This is a genomic window from Enterococcus malodoratus ATCC 43197, assembly GCF_000407185.1.
Taxonomy (GTDB): Bacteria; Bacillota; Bacilli; order Lactobacillales; family Enterococcaceae; genus Enterococcus_A; species Enterococcus_A malodoratus.
This window is the reverse complement of the sequence record NZ_KE136483.1, coordinates 1,062,716-1,078,147: the sequence shown is the minus strand read 5'-3', so window position 1 is coordinate 1,078,147 and position 15,432 is coordinate 1,062,716. Positions and strand designations below refer to the sequence as shown.

The following is a 15,432-nucleotide window of genomic DNA, read 5'->3' as shown; positions in this document are numbered from 1 at the left end:
CCATCACAACTTGTCCTTAGAGATGCAAGCATTTGACTCACATCAAGACTCATTGCTTGGACAGACATTTCCAATCGTCTGATTCCTTAGCCTCCTGCGTCCCTCCATTGCTCAAACAAAAACAACGGGTACAGGAATATCAACCTGTTATCCATCGCCTACGCCTTTCGGCCTCGGCTTAGGTCCCGACTAACCCTGGGCGGACGAGCCTTCCCCAGGAAACCTTAGTCATTCGGTGGACAGGATTCTCACCTGTCTTTCGCTACTCATACCGGCATTCTCACTTCTAAGCGCTCCAGCAGTCCTCACGATCTACCTTCAACGCCCTTAGAACGCTCTCCTACCAACACACCTAATGGTGTGCTCCACAGCTTCGGTAATATGTTTAGCCCCGGTACATTTTCGGCGCAGGGTCACTCGACTAGTGAGCTATTACGCACTCTTTAAATGGTGGCTGCTTCTAAGCCAACATCCTAGTTGTCTGTGCAACCCCACATCCTTTTCCACTTAACATATATTTGGGGACCTTAGCTGGTGGTCTGGGCTGTTTCCCTTTCGACTATGGATCTTATCACTCACAGTCTGACTCCCAGAGATGAATGGATGGCATTCGGAGTTTATCTGAATTCGGTAACCCGAGATGGGCCCCTAGTCCAAACAGTGCTCTACCTCCATCATTCTTACTCTGAGGCTAGCCCTAAAGCTATTTCGGAGAGAACCAGCTATCTCCAAGTTCGTTTGGAATTTCTCCGCTACCCACACCTCATCCCCGCACTTTTCAACGTACGTGGGTTCGGTCCTCCAGTGCGTTTTACCGCACCTTCAACCTGGACATGGGTAGATCACATGGTTTCGGGTCTACGACCACTTACTCATTCGCCCTATTCAGACTCGCTTTCGCTACGGCTCCGTTTTTTCAACTTAACCTCGCAAGTAATCGTAACTCGCCGGTTCATTCTACAAAAGGCACGCTATCACCCATTAACGGGCTCTAACTTGTTGTAGGCACACGGTTTCAGGATCTATTTCACTCCCCTTCCGGGGTGCTTTTCACCTTTCCCTCACGGTACTGGTTCACTATCGGTCACTAGGGAGTATTTAGCCTTGGGAGATGGTCCTCCCGGATTCCGACGGAATTCCTCGTGTTCCGCCGTACTCAGGATCCTCCTAGGTGCCAGTCAAATTTTGTCTACGGGGCTTTTACCCTTTCTAGCAGACCTTTCCAGGTCCTTCGACTATTTCACTGGACTACCATATCGGAGTCCTACAACCCCAAGAGGCAAGCCTCTTGGTTTGGGCTTTTCCCGTTTCGCTCGCCGCTACTCAGGGAATCGAATTTTCTTTCTCTTCCTGCAGGTACTTAGATGTTTCAGTTCTCTGCGTCTACCTCTAATCAGCTATGTATTCACTGAAAAGTAACATCCTATAAAAGATGCTGGGTTTCCCCATTCGGAAATCTCCGGATCAAAGCTTACTTACAGCTCCCCGAAGCATATCGGTGTTAGTCCCGTCCTTCATCGGCTCCTAGTGCCAAGGCATCCACCGTGCGCCCTTATTCACTTAACCTTATCCTAATTTTCATTAGGGGTTTGATTGTTCCATCTAGCGATAGACTTCCCAATCAGAAAAAAATAAGCAATTGAACTTATTAAAAAACTCATTCAACGCGGTGTTCTCGGTTTGTTTGGTTTGTTTCTGTATCCAGTTTTCAATGAACGATCTTGATGACCAACGTCATCAATGGAGCCTAGCGGGATCGAACCGCTGACCTCCTGCGTGCAAAGCAGGCGCTCTCCCAGCTGAGCTAAGGCCCCGATGTTTCTATTTGATTGAGAGTAAACCTCTCAAAACTGAACGAATAAAGCAACCTGTGTAGTCTCCGTAATATTCCTTAGAAAGGAGGTGATCCAGCCGCACCTTCCGATACGGCTACCTTGTTACGACTTCACCCCAATCATCTATCCCACCTTAGGCGGCTGGCTCCAAAAGGTTACCTCACCGACTTCGGGTGTTACAAACTCTCGTGGTGTGACGGGCGGTGTGTACAAGGCCCGGGAACGTATTCACCGCGGCGTGCTGATCCGCGATTACTAGCGATTCCGGCTTCATGTAGGCGAGTTGCAGCCTACAATCCGAACTGAGAGAAGCTTTAAGAGATTAGCTTAGCCTCGCGACTTCGCGACTCGTTGTACTTCCCATTGTAGCACGTGTGTAGCCCAGGTCATAAGGGGCATGATGATTTGACGTCATCCCCACCTTCCTCCGGTTTGTCACCGGCAGTCTCGCTAGAGTGCCCAACTAAATGATGGCAACTAACAATAAGGGTTGCGCTCGTTGCGGGACTTAACCCAACATCTCACGACACGAGCTGACGACAACCATGCACCACCTGTCACTTTGCCCCCGAAGGGGAAGCTCTATCTCTAGAGTGGTCAAAGGATGTCAAGACCTGGTAAGGTTCTTCGCGTTGCTTCGAATTAAACCACATGCTCCACCGCTTGTGCGGGCCCCCGTCAATTCCTTTGAGTTTCAACCTTGCGGTCGTACTCCCCAGGCGGAGTGCTTAATGCGTTAGCTGCAGCACTGAAGGGCGGAAACCCTCCAACACTTAGCACTCATCGTTTACGGCGTGGACTACCAGGGTATCTAATCCTGTTTGCTCCCCACGCTTTCGAGCCTCAGCGTCAGTTACAGACCAGAGAGCCGCCTTCGCCACTGGTGTTCCTCCATATATCTACGCATTTCACCGCTACACATGGAATTCCACTCTCCTCTTCTGCACTCAAGTTTCCCAGTTTCCAATGACCCTCCCCGGTTGAGCCGGGGGCTTTCACATCAGACTTAAGAAACCGCCTGCGCTCGCTTTACGCCCAATAAATCCGGACAACGCTTGCCACCTACGTATTACCGCGGCTGCTGGCACGTAGTTAGCCGTGGCTTTCTGGTTAGATACCGTCAAGGGATGAACGTTTTACTCTCATCCTTGTTCTTCTCTAACAACAGAGTTTTACGATCCGAAAACCTTCTTCACTCACGCGGCGTTGCTCGGTCAGACTTTCGTCCATTGCCGAAGATTCCCTACTGCTGCCTCCCGTAGGAGTTTGGGCCGTGTCTCAGTCCCAATGTGGCCGATCACCCTCTCAGGTCGGCTATGCATCGTTGCCTTGGTGAGCCGTTACCTCACCAACTAGCTAATGCACCGCGGGTCCATCCATCAGTGACGCAAAAGCGCCTTTCAAATAGAAACCATGCGGTTTCTACTGTTATACGGTATTAGCACCTGTTTCCAAGTGTTATCCCCTTCTGATGGGTAGGTTACCCACGTGTTACTCACCCGTTCGCCACTCCTTTTCTTTCGGTGGAGCAAGCTCCGGTGAAAGAAAAAGCGTTCGACTTGCATGTATTAGGCACGCCGCCAGCGTTCGTCCTGAGCCAGGATCAAACTCTCATAAAAAGTGTTTGAAACAATCTTGCGATTGTTAAGCTCAATTTTAAAAATTGACTTGCTAGCATATTGCTTGCTATGTTGTTTGTTTCTATTATAATAGAAACGCCCTACACATTTGGTTTGTTTTATTCGTTCAGTTTTCAAAGGTCTACATTGTTTATCGCTTTGTTTCAGCAACTTTTATATCATATCAGGTTTCTATTTAAAAGTCAACAACTTTTATTTAAAAACTTTTTGATAAAAAAACAAGTTTGCTTTCTGCTTTGTTCAAGCGACTTTATAAAAATACCACAAGATTTTTCATCCGTCAACAATTATCTTTATTTTTTTTCGAGATGCTTTACTCTCTTGGGAACATTTAATAATATAGCAATCTTCAAGCAGTAATGCAACTATTTTTTGAACATTTTTTTAATCTTTTTTATTTTTCGAACGTTCATTTAAAACTCCAAAATAACGTTCGATTTTAAAACAAAAATAACGCTATCTTGATCAATATTCTTTTCTATCTTTCGCATAAAAAAACAGCCGAGTTCTACTCGGCTGTCTTCTCTTCTACCATCGGGATGAAAATTCTAAAAATTGTTCCCTTCCCGACAGAGCTTTCTACACTAATGCTTCCTTTATAGCTCTCTAAAAGTTTATGAGCAATTGATAATCCCAACCCATTTCCGCCTTTTGTGCGGGCGCGGGCTTTATCGACACGATAAAAGCGATTGAACACTTTATCAATATCTTCGTCCGGAATTCCTTCGCCAAAGTCTTGGATAGCTATCTCAAACTTATTGAGCGTGGAAGACACGGAAATGTGTACTTCTTTACGATCCGTAGAATATTTTACGGCATTGTCTAAAATGATGATCAATATTTGCTCTAGGTGATTGCGATAAATTTTCAGAATCTTCTCACCATCTAGATCGTCATCCAACGTAAACGTAAATTCGGGATAGAGTAATTTAAAGTTATTGAATACTTGATACGTGACTTCTTTTGCTTTAGAGGTCTCATTGCCATAATAGACATCGACCTGCTCTGCACGAGATAGATCCAGCATCTCCTGAACTAGGCTCTTCATTCGGACAAGTTCTTGCAAACTTGCTTGAATGGACTCATCCAAAATTTCGGGATCGTCTTTTCCCCAGCGGTTCAGCATATTCAGATGACCTTCAATAACCGCTACGGGTGTCCGCAGCTCATGCGAGACATCTTCAACAAATTGTTCTTGCTGTTCAATATACATTCGGATACGATCAATCACGTCATTAAAAATGACTGCTAAATCAGCCAATTCATCATTGGTGGTAATCTCAGGCACATGTACTTCTGCCTGCGGGTCTTGCCGAATGATCTCCATCGTATCCCGTAAGATTTTGACAGGTTTTAAGAAATACGACGATAGTAAGAAGCCTAAAAAGCTGCTCAAGAGCAACGAAACGATCTCTAACACGATCAATGTCAGCAATAATTTACTGCGCATCTCGTAGAAATCAGAGAGCTCGTAAAATACCTGCGCATAACCGATCTTCTCACGAGTCTTCTTAGAATAAATCGGCTCCACTGATAAGAAGCCGTTCTTTTCATCGACTGTTACAATCGTTGGTTCTTTATGTTTTGTTTGGACTAAAGGCTGATAGCTCTTTTGTGTTTTAAAAATCAGCTTTTTGTCTAAGTTGTAGATATCTAAAGATAATTGCCGTTGTCCCAACTCTGAAACAAAGTCATCGATACGCATCATATTGCCTTCTAACGTCATGTTTTGATCATACATGGCATTATCTTGGCTGTCTGTCTCGGTCAACGTCCGATACGTATTCACCAAAGTCAGCTCCTCATCTGCATTTGCTAAACGAGAGGTTACCTCAGAGATCGTGCGTTCAACGTTCGTACGTTCTTTCGTTACGATCAGATTCACCGAAGACTTATACGTAATTACAGCAAAAATCGTAAATACGACGAATATAAAGAAAGAACTTGTAAAGGCCCACTTGATGGTAAGTGAGGGCCCCTTCAGTTCTCTTTGTTTCTTGATAAATTTTCTCATGAGCGCATAACGTACCCAGTACCGCGGACAGTTTGAATATAGCTGTCTTCGCCTGGTACATCGATTTTATTACGCAGATAACGAATGTATACGTCCACAACGTTGGTCTCTACTTCTGTTTCGTAGCCCCAAACCTTGTTAAGTAAAACATCACGTGCAAGAACCACGTTAACATTTTCCATAAGCGTCAATAGTAATTCGTATTCACGTTTGGTCAACTCAATGATTTCGTTTCCGCGACGTACGACACGGTTTTCTTTTTCGATCGTTAAGTCACGATAAGTAATCGTTGTTTGTTTAGCGACATTTTTATCGCCTTCGATATCGATACGACGAAGTAAAGCACGTAAACGCGCCAACAATTCTTCAATCGCAAAAGGTTTCACGATATAGTCATCTGCACCATGATCCAAACCAGATACACGGTCAATCACTGAATCCCGTGCTGTCATCATGATGATTGGGGTATTTTTCACTTGGCGAACACGACGGCACACTTCTAAGCCATTTAACTCAGGAAGCATTAAATCAAGTAAGATTGCATCCCAGTCGCTTTCCAAAGCAGCTTCAAGTCCCGTTCTACCATTATAATGAACTTCTGTATCATAGCCTTCGTGCTTCAATTCTAGTTCGACAAAACGAGCTAGATTTTTCTCATCCTCAATGATCAGAATATTACTCATTTTTTTAGTTCCTTTCCATGTTGAATTTCATTAAACCTCTATCATTATAGGGCTAAACCTGTCAAAAAGCTATAGTTACTGTCACTAAATGTTATAAATAACCTTTGCTATTCTTCATGATACCAACTATAGTGATAAATTCCCTCTTTATCTGTCCGTTCATACGTGTGCGCACCGAAGTAATCACGTTGTGCTTGGATCAAGTTCGCTGGCAAACGTTCTGCACGGTAAGAATCATAATAAGTAATCGCAGATGAGAATGTTGGCACTGGTACGCCTGCTTGAACAGCGATAGCAACAACTTCACGTACAGCTTGTTGATACTTATCAGTGATTTCTTTGAAATAATCATCCAACATCAAGTTTGCTAGATCCGCGTCTTTTTCATACGCATCGGTAATCTTTTGTAAGAAACGCGCACGGATAATACAGCCAGCACGCCAAATCTTCGCGATTTCGCCAAATGGCAGATCCCAGCCGAATTCTTTTGAAGCGGCCCGTAATTCAGAGAAGCCTTGAGCATAGCTCATGATTTTACTGAAATAAAGTGCTTCGCGGATTTTTTCGATTAATTCTTGCTTATCTCCATCATATTTGTAAGGTGCTGGTCCGGCAAGAACTTTGCTTGCAGCCACACGTTCATCTTTATATGCAGAAATGAAACGAGCAAAAACAGATTCTGTAATCAGCGGCAATGGAACACCTAAGTCCAAAGCACTTTGTGACGTCCATTTCCCTGTTCCTTTATTTCCAGCAGCGTCTTTGATGACATCCACGATTGCTTTATCTGTGCCTTCGTCATCTTTACGTGTCAAGATATCCGCAGTGATTTCGATTAAGTAGCTGTCTAATTCTCCTTTGTTCCATTCAGCGAAAACATCCGCCATTTCATCAACGGACAATCCTAGCAAGTGCTGCATCAAATCATATGATTCTGCGATTAATTGCATATCGCCGTATTCAATTCCGTTATGGACCATTTTTACATAGTGTCCGGCACCGTTCGCGCCAATATATGTCACACAGGGTTCGCCGTCTTCAGCTTTCGCTGCGATTTGTTCAAAAATCGGTGCAACTAAGTCATAAGCTTCTTTTTGTCCGCCTGGCATCATTGAAGGGCCTTCTAGAGCACCTTTTTCACCACCGGAAACCCCAGTACCAATAAAGTTGATACCTGAGTTCGCTAATTCTTCATTACGACGAATCGTATCTTTGAAGAAGGTATTTCCTCCATCAATCAAGATATCGCCTTTATCTAAATGTGGTAACAATGATTGAATCGTCGCATCTGTTGCAGGTCCTGCTTGCACCATCAACATGATGCGGCGAGGTTTCTCGATTGAATCAACGAATTCCTCGATTGAAAATGTTGCTTTTAAGTTGCGATCAGGATGTTCTGCTGCCACCGCTTCAGTTTTTGATCCAGTCCGATTGTACAAAGCCACTGAGTAGCCGCGGCTTTCGATATTCAAGGCTAGATTTTTCCCCATCACGGCCATACCTACGACGCCGAATTGTTGTTTTGACATATTTATCCTCCTAGTTCATGTTGATGTACTTATTCTTCCATAAGAAAAATAAGGTGGATTCTCACCACGTCTAACATTCTACGAATCACGCACACGCATAAAGTAGAACTGTCATCCTAATTACTCAATACGTTTCTCATTATATCCTAAGAAAGTGAGAATGGAAAATGAATCGTATTTTTTTGTGAAAAGCTTTGGTAAAATCGTGCAGCCTTATATGTCCTGCCGAATTTTTCCCAAGAAAAAAACCTCAAGACTCCATGGTTAGTCTTGAGGTTTTGACTTTCTCTATTAAAAAAGTGTTTATGCTTCTTTAGACATAACATCTTTTCCATCATAGTAGCCACAGTTGGCACATACGTGATGGCTCTTCTTCATTTCGCCACAGTTCGGACATTCGTTTAATCCTTTAATGGTCAATTTGTAGTGAGTACGACGTTTGTTCTTTTTAGCTTTTGATGTTTTTCTAGCTGGTACTGCCATTGGGTGTCACACCTCCTTGTAAAATGAAGTATCATTTACTGATACATTTTATTCCAATCTTACTTGTCATCCTCTGATTCATTGAACAGCTCGGATAATTTCGCAAGACGAGGATCAATTGTTTCAGCGGGTTCCTTTTTCTGCAAATACTCTTCTTCGCTTACGACTTCCCAATCGTTGCCTTTCGGTAGGTCTGTTGCGTGAAGTTCTTCTTCAGAAAAGACTTGCATCGGAATCGCCAATAAAATGTTATCTTCGATAGAATCTGTTAAGTCGATCGTATCATTGTCTAAGACAAGGATCTCTTCGTCTCGTTCTTCTTCCATTGAAGACCATTGCTCCCTTGTCATGAATACTTCGTCCACTGAAAGATCAAGTGGCAGATCAACTGGTTTTAAGGAGCGGGCTGAAGGAACAGTTACAATAGTTTTCAACCGATAATGTAAAATATATTCATTTTTTCCGACAGACAAGATTCCTTCTACAGTAACCGGAGCTACGGCTAAGACCTCATTGTCACGGGTTGTCAATGCGTCATTCACATCGATCGTTTCTGAAAAATTTAGTGCTTCTTCTTTATAGCGGCGCAATTCGCCAATCGACCATTTCATTATTCATCACCTCTAAGCAACAATCGCTATTATACAGGTGTAAAAATTCTTTGTCAATGAAATTTTCTTGACACCTTTAATGACTTTACAGACTCACCTAACTTTTGCTTGGTAAGACTAAAGTAATTCTAAATTACTTTCTAAATCCCAAACGATTTTAACAAGCGGTGGCATGTAAAGTCAGTCAGATAAAAGCGTTATGGTGCGATTTTATAGATTTTGTTTTCTATCAAAAGCGGACTGCTGCGAACGTCACTCACAAAAAGTGTGTGGCAAATGATATGCCACACACAGAGTTTCAATCAGTATCGTTACATTGTAACAACCACTTTTTAAATCAAGCTTTAGATTGCTGTTGTTTGTCCACGGTAGACGATTCCACGACGAGGGTCAACGGTAACTAATTCACCATCAACAACTGTTGAAGTAGCATCTTTCGCGCCAACAACTACAGGGATATCTTGAGCGATCCCAACAACGGCAGCATGTGAAGTTAACCCGCCATCTTCAACGATCAAAGCAGATGCTTTTTCGATTGCAGGCATATATTCTTTATCTGTTGTAGGAACAACTAGAACCATGCCGTCTTTCGCGTTTTTGATTGCTTCTTCAGCTGATTTAGCAACAACTGCATGAGCAACTACTGTTGATTCGCCAATACCTTGTGCTTGTAATAGTTTAGAACCGATCATTTGAACTTTCATAACGTTGGTTGTTCCACGTTCACCAACTGGTACACCAGCAGTGATCAAGATCAAGTCGCCTTCTTTAGCAAAGCCTAAGTCAACTGCTTTTTGAGCAGCTAAGTCGAACATATCATCTGTTGTTGTTGGTTTTTCAGCAACAGTTGGGTATACACCCCAGTTAACCATCAAGCTACGTTTTGTATTTTCGTCAAATGTTACAGCCAAGATGTCAGCATCTGGACGGTATTTAGAGATCATACGAGCAGTATGGCCTGATTCAGTTGCTGCAACGATTGTTTTAACGCCTAAGTTTTTCGCAGCGCGAGCTACAGATAAACCGATTGTTTCAGTTACGTTTGATTTGTCGAATTCGTTGATTTGGAATGAACCTAATTCTGACAATGCAGATTCAGCTTCCATATCGATACGAGCCATTGTGCCTACAGCTTCTACTGGGTATTTACCGTTAGCAGATTCACCAGAAAGCATTGTAGCGTCTGTTCCGTCAAATACAGCGTTGGCAACGTCAGATGCTTCCGCACGTGTTGGACGTGGGTTTTCTTGCATTGATTCTAACATTTGAGTCGCTGTGATAACTGGTTTACCAGCGTAGTTACATTTCTTGATGATGCGTTTTTGAACCATAGGAACTAGTTCAGGCGCGATTTCAACACCCATGTCCCCACGAGCAATCATGATACCATCTGAAACTTTGATGATTTCGTCGATGTTATCGATTCCTTCTTGTGATTCGATTTTAGGGAAGATATGCACGTGTGTCATATTTTTTTCTTCAAGGATTTCACGGATTTCAAGAACGTCTTGTGCTTTACGAACAAAACTTGCTGCGATAAAGTTGATGTCGTTGTCTAAACCGAAACGGATATCGTCAGCATCTTTTTCAGTGATACCAGGTAAGTTGATTGAGATACCAGGAGCGTTAACACCTTTACGAGAACCTAGCATACCAGCATTTTTAACCAACATGATCAATTCGCGGTTTGCTTCGTCTTTGTCAACGATCTCCATGTCGATCAAACCATCATCGAATAAGATATGTCCGCCGATATGAGCATCGTCGAATAAACCTGGGTAAGTTACAGCGATTTTTTCTTTGGTTCCTTTTAATTCAGAATCCATTGAAATGCGTGTTTCGTCGCCTACGTTAAATTCGATATAGCCAGCACGACCGTAGTCTGCTTCTGTAGTATCTTGAACAGTTGTACGGATTTCAGCACCTTTAGTGTCTAAAAGAATACCGACATCTTTACCAGTTTTTTCGACTGCTTCACGAACCATGTTCATACGTGTTAGTTGTTCTTCGTGGTCTCCGTGTGAGAAGTTGAAACGGAACACGTTAGCACCAGCTTCAATTAATTGAGAAATTGTTTCTACTGTGTTACTTGCTGGTCCTAATGTACTAACGATTTTGGTTTTTTTCATTACGTAATACGCTCCATTCTTGATTGTCTATAATATATAGTCTGCACTATTATTAACGAGATTAAAATGAGATTTGGTTGTTCAAATCATATAAAGTTAAATCAGGTTTATGTTTGTTGTTTTCCAATGTATCAACGATGTCGGCTGCAGTGACTTCATTGTTTTCCATACCGATACATAATCCGCCTTTACCAGCTAACAATAAATCTACGGCATATGAACCGAATTTGCTTGCTAAAACACGGTCGCGTGCGCTTGGTGAACCACCGCGGACAACGTGACCCAATACACTGACACGTGTATGGAAGTCGCCGTATTCGGCTAATTTATCAGCGAATTCATTTCCGCCCATAACGCCTTCAGCAAGGATGATCAAGCAATGTTTCTTCCCGCGGTCGCGGCCTGCTTGAATTTTCTTCGCAATTCTTTCCATATCGAATTCATGTTCAGGGATGACGATTTCATCGGCACCGCCGGCAACACCAGACCATAAAGCGATATCGCCTGCGTTACGACCCATTACTTCGATAACAAAGGTACGAACATGTGATGTTGCAGTATCGCGAATGCGGTCGACAGATTCTAAGACAGTGTTGATTGCTGTATCAAAGCCTACAGTAAAATCTGTTCCTGGAATATCATTATCAATCGTTCCTGGGATTCCGACAGCTGGATAGCCGTGTTTTGTCAATGCCATCGCACCATGGTAAGAACCATCGCCGCCGATGACTACTAATCCTTCGATACCAAATTTTTTCAATTGTTCGATCCCTTTTAATTGCCCTTCTTCAGTAGCAAATTCTGGGTAACGAGCTGAATATAAGAACGTACCGCCTCGTTGGATCTTGTCACCGACATCTGCAACGTCTAAACGACGAATGTCGCCAGCAACTAAACCAGCGAAACCATAATTGATGCCATAAACTTCCATGCCTTCAAAAATCGCTTTACGAACAACTGCACGAATAGCAGCGTTCATTCCTGGAGCGTCTCCTCCACTTGTTAAAATACCAATGCGTTTCATTTTCTCACCTCATAAATATTTTCAAAAAAACAGACATCGTCTAATTCATGGTACATTCTACCAAAAAACATCCCAAAAGTCTTGGGATGTCCACGGGAAAAACCCGTATTTTGAAAAAAGTTTTTGAAAGTTACAAGAAATCATCTTATTACGACGTTTTGTTCGCCTAATATGTCACTTAAAGCATTTAACAAGGTGTCATTAACCCTCACCCAAAACTTTTTATCCAGCACAATCTTTCGCCGACTTTTCTCATAATAGATCACAACTGGGATTTTTCCTGGAGATAATTGAAGTCTTTCGGCAATTCCTTGCTGAATCTCCGATGTATCCTGTTCTGCTTGAACCCGTAAAAACAATGTTTTATCACTGACCTCGTCTTCGGCCGCCTGGGCTGGAACCATCTCTTCGACTAATAATTGAATGGCTTGATCATATCGGCTGCGTTCGACCTTCCCTTGAACGAGATAGACACTTTCCAGCTCAAGATCATTGCGTAAACGCCGATATGTCTGTGGAAAGATCGTTAGCGAGATATCGCCGCTTTGATCATTTCCAGTCAAGAACGCCATTTGCTCACCTTTCTTCGTTCTGATCTCTCGGATATCCTTTAAATAGAAGAGAATCTTCCCATGATTACCAATAGTCAGCTCGGTTATCGGCTGCAAATCCTTCTGCTTCAATAATTTCGGGAAATTTTCCGTTGGATGCCCAGAAACATACAGCCCAAGATACTGTTCTTCATAATTCAAACGTTCAGCTAAGGAGTAATCCTCCGAAGAGCGTTCCTTCAAGCTCATCATATCAAGCAAGGACATACTGCCGCCGCTGTATTGGACATTTTGGATCTTTCCTTCTAATCCATCAGCCAATTCCCGCCGATTCGAATGAAGCTCATCAAATGCACCAATAAAGATCAATGGCGCGATGTATTCATTCTTCAACCAGCGCGTCTCAATCCGCAGTAAGAATTGATCCAATGATTTAAAGGCTCCTTCTTCTTTGCGAGTGGTCAGAATATCACTGACAAAATCACGCCGCATTCCCTTGATCGCATCAAGTCCAAAACGAATCAAGTCCTTTTCTACTAGGGTGAAGCTATAACTGCTGCGGTTGATGTCCGGTGCCAATAGCTTTACTCCAGCGCGATTCGCTTCAGCGATATATTCCCGCAGCTTCTTCGGATCATTTCGTACTGACTGCATCAACGCCGTGTAAAACGCACCCGGGTAATGAACCTTCATATACGCCATTTGATACCCGACAAAACTATACGCGACCGAATGTGACCGGTTAAATCCATAATTTGCGAAGCGTTCGATGTAATCGTACACTTCTTCCGCACTCTTTTGACTGTGTCCGCGACCAACCGCACCACTGACAAAATGACGTCTTTCTTCATCTAATAAGTCTTTCTTCTTTTTACTGACCGCACGGCGTAGAATGTCCGCTTCGCCTAGACTAAAGCCTGCCATCTGAGCAGCCACCTGCATGATCTGTTCTTGGTAGACGATAAACCCATAGGTCGGCGCCAAAATCTGCTGAACAGAAACGTCAGGGTAAGTCACTTGCTCCTTACCGTTTTTCCGCGCGATAAACTGATCAATGATCTGCATTGGACCCGGACGATACAGAGCATTTACTGCCACGATATCTTCAAATGATGTCGGATGAAGGTTCCGTAAAACCTTTCGAATGCCGGCAGATTCAAATTGGAAGACCCCGCTGGTTTCGCCTCGTTGGAACAAGGCCAGCGTTTCCGGATCATCTAATGGTACATTCTTTAAATCCAATTCTTCATGGTAAACTCGTCGAATGTTTTGCTGCGCATTATCAATAATCGACAGATTCCGCAATCCCAAGAAATCCATTTTCAACAAGCCGATCGCTTCAACATCGGTCATAGTAAACTGCGTCAATAGAATATCTTCGGAACCATTTTGCAATGGTACGACGCCAATCAAATTCACATCGCTGATTACCACCCCGCCTGCATGGGTGGAGACGTGCCTTGGTAAACCTTCCAAAGTCAAAGCTGTTTGGAATAGCAAATTGCTGCGCTCATCATGAGCGACTAAGCGTTTCAACGGTTCAGACTTATCGTAAGCCTCCCGTAAAGTAATCTTCAATTGACTAGGAATTGCTTTTGACCAGCGATTCGCTTCACTTTGTGATAGGCCAAAGACACGACCAACGTCCCGCAAGACCATTTTCGCAGCCATCGTACCAAACGTCGCGATTTGCGAAACATGGAAATGACCGTATTTCTCATGAACATAATGCAAGACCTGATTCCGGCGATTATCCGGAATATCCAAATCGATATCGGGCATACTGTTTCGTTCAGGATTCAAGAACCGTTCAAACAATAGATTGTATTTAATCGGATCAACGTCCGTGATACTCAGAACATAAGCAACCAGCGATCCAGCCGCCGAACCACGACCGGCACCAGAGACGATTTTGCTGCGATGAACATAATCCATCACATCCCAAACAATCAGAAAATAATCATCAAAGCCCATGTTATGAATGATCTTCAACTCACGGGTCAAGCGCTGCTTGTATTCCTCAGTTACCTCCGTAATTCGTTCCGGCAACTTTTGCCAGCAAAGCTCCTGCAAATAAGCATCGGCCGTTCGCTGTGATGGTAATGGATAATGCGGCAGCAGCTTTTGATGCAGCGGCAAGTCAAATTGGCAGCTCTCTGCCAGTCGCTGAGCGTTTGCCAAAGCTCCTTCATCCTCAAACCCAGCAGTCAATTCTTGTCTCTCAACTAAGTAATTGTCTCCCAGCTGATTGGTTAATTCTTCTCTAGGCAGTTGACTGCCGTTTTGAATGTGATTCATGACTTTGATGGCAAACGCTTGGGTCGCTTCCAAACAAGCCACTTCATGAATCGCGATTTTCGGCAGAGAATCCGGTAAAATCGAGGTTTGTGTTGCTGGAGAGATCCCTAGATAGAATTCGCCATCAATAATTTCTATGACTTTTGGTACGATCGTTTCAATCGGATCATACAAATCATCCACTGGCAAAACAGTCACTAGATTTTTTGCATCTATTTTATAGTCTTTTAACGACAGCGGTTTTTCCGCCATCATGCGGGTACTAGACAAGCGCATTAATTCTTGGTATCCGGCGACATTTTGGGCATAAAACAAAATTTTCTCAGTCGCTTCCTCCGCATAAAAATCCAACTCCAAGCCGATGATGCCGATCATTTGATTTTTTTGACACGCTTGAAAAAATTCTACCGCGCCATATAAAACATTCTCATCAGTAATTGCGATAGCCGAGTAGCCACGCGCCTTCGCTGATTCCACATATTCTTTAATCGTTAAGGTGCTTTTCAATAATGAATAGGAAGTTTTCGTATAAAGTTGTGGTAAATTCATGATATCCTCCTACTTCGTAATATGGTATTTATTTTTCTCTTAGGAAAAATAAGTTTGATGCTCAGCACGTATATCATTCCGCTACA

The 15,432-nt window shown here is 43.2% G+C and carries 8 protein-coding genes, 1 tRNA gene and 2 rRNA genes; all 11 read right to left on the bottom strand.

All coding sequences use genetic code 11. The features are described 5' to 3' along the window. Window positions 1-1,566: ribosomal RNA gene (locus I585_RS20730) — 23S ribosomal RNA — on the bottom strand; the annotation flags it as partial. Between the two features lie 175 nt (window positions 1,567-1,741). Further along, a tRNA-Ala gene (locus I585_RS20725) sits at window positions 1,742-1,814 on the bottom strand. Window positions 1,815-1,895: 81 nt separating this feature from the next. Beyond that, window positions 1,896-3,454: ribosomal RNA gene (locus I585_RS20720) — 16S ribosomal RNA — on the bottom strand. Window positions 3,455-3,983: 529 nt separating this feature from the next. Beyond that, on the bottom strand, window positions 3,984-5,489 hold the full coding sequence (locus tag I585_RS20715) for a HAMP domain-containing sensor histidine kinase (protein ID WP_010740067.1): 1,506 nt from the start codon (window positions 5,487-5,489) through the stop codon (window positions 3,984-3,986). After that, a complete protein-coding gene (locus I585_RS20710; protein ID WP_010740068.1) occupies window positions 5,486-6,172 on the bottom strand; it encodes a response regulator transcription factor in 687 nt (228 codons plus the stop codon). Before I585_RS20710 ends, I585_RS20715 begins: the two co-directional genes overlap by 4 nt. 107 nt (window positions 6,173-6,279) lie before the next feature. Further along, window positions 6,280-7,701, bottom strand: a complete 1,422-nt coding sequence (gndA, locus tag I585_RS20705) for an NADP-dependent phosphogluconate dehydrogenase (RefSeq protein ID WP_010740069.1) — start codon at window positions 7,699-7,701, stop codon at window positions 6,280-6,282. Window positions 7,702-8,004: 303 nt separating this feature from the next. Then, entirely contained in the window at window positions 8,005-8,184 is a 180-nt protein-coding gene (gene rpmF / locus I585_RS20700; RefSeq protein ID WP_010740070.1) for a 50S ribosomal protein L32, read from the bottom strand. A gap of 59 nt (window positions 8,185-8,243) precedes the next feature. Further along, the gene (locus I585_RS20695) at window positions 8,244-8,795 is read right to left on the bottom strand and encodes a YceD family protein (RefSeq protein WP_010740071.1); all 552 of its coding nucleotides are present in this window, start codon (window positions 8,793-8,795) and stop codon (window positions 8,244-8,246) included. A 344-nt stretch (window positions 8,796-9,139) separates the two neighbouring features. After that, window positions 9,140-10,924, bottom strand: coding sequence for a pyruvate kinase (gene pyk, locus I585_RS20690; RefSeq protein WP_010740072.1), 1,785 nt, complete (start codon window positions 10,922-10,924; stop codon window positions 9,140-9,142). A gap of 61 nt (window positions 10,925-10,985) precedes the next feature. Then, window positions 10,986-11,948, bottom strand: coding sequence for a 6-phosphofructokinase (pfkA, locus tag I585_RS20685; protein ID WP_010740073.1), 963 nt, complete (start codon window positions 11,946-11,948; stop codon window positions 10,986-10,988). Between the two features lie 140 nt (window positions 11,949-12,088). Beyond that, window positions 12,089-15,346, bottom strand: coding sequence for a DNA polymerase III subunit alpha (locus I585_RS20680; protein WP_010740074.1), 3,258 nt, complete (start codon window positions 15,344-15,346; stop codon window positions 12,089-12,091). Between the last annotated feature and the right edge of the window lie 86 nt (window positions 15,347-15,432).

Coding starts and splice junctions, on each gene's coding strand:
- I585_RS20715 (WP_010740067.1), bottom strand. CDS start 5,489: ATGAGAAAATTTATCAAGAAACAAAGAGAACTGAAGGGGCCCTCACTT.
- I585_RS20710 (WP_010740068.1), bottom strand. CDS start 6,172: ATGAGTAATATTCTGATCATTGAGGATGAGAAAAATCTAGCTCGTTTT.
- gndA (WP_010740069.1), bottom strand. CDS start 7,701: ATGTCAAAACAACAATTCGGCGTCGTAGGTATGGCCGTGATGGGGAAA.
- rpmF (WP_010740070.1), bottom strand. CDS start 8,184: ATGGCAGTACCAGCTAGAAAAACATCAAAAGCTAAAAAGAACAAACGT.
- I585_RS20695 (WP_010740071.1), bottom strand. CDS start 8,795: ATGAAATGGTCGATTGGCGAATTGCGCCGCTATAAAGAAGAAGCACTA.
- pyk (WP_010740072.1), bottom strand. CDS start 10,924: ATGAAAAAAACCAAAATCGTTAGTACATTAGGACCAGCAAGTAACACA.
- pfkA (WP_010740073.1), bottom strand. CDS start 11,948: ATGAAACGCATTGGTATTTTAACAAGTGGAGGAGACGCTCCAGGAATG.
- I585_RS20680 (WP_010740074.1), bottom strand. CDS start 15,346: ATGAATTTACCACAACTTTATACGAAAACTTCCTATTCATTATTGAAA.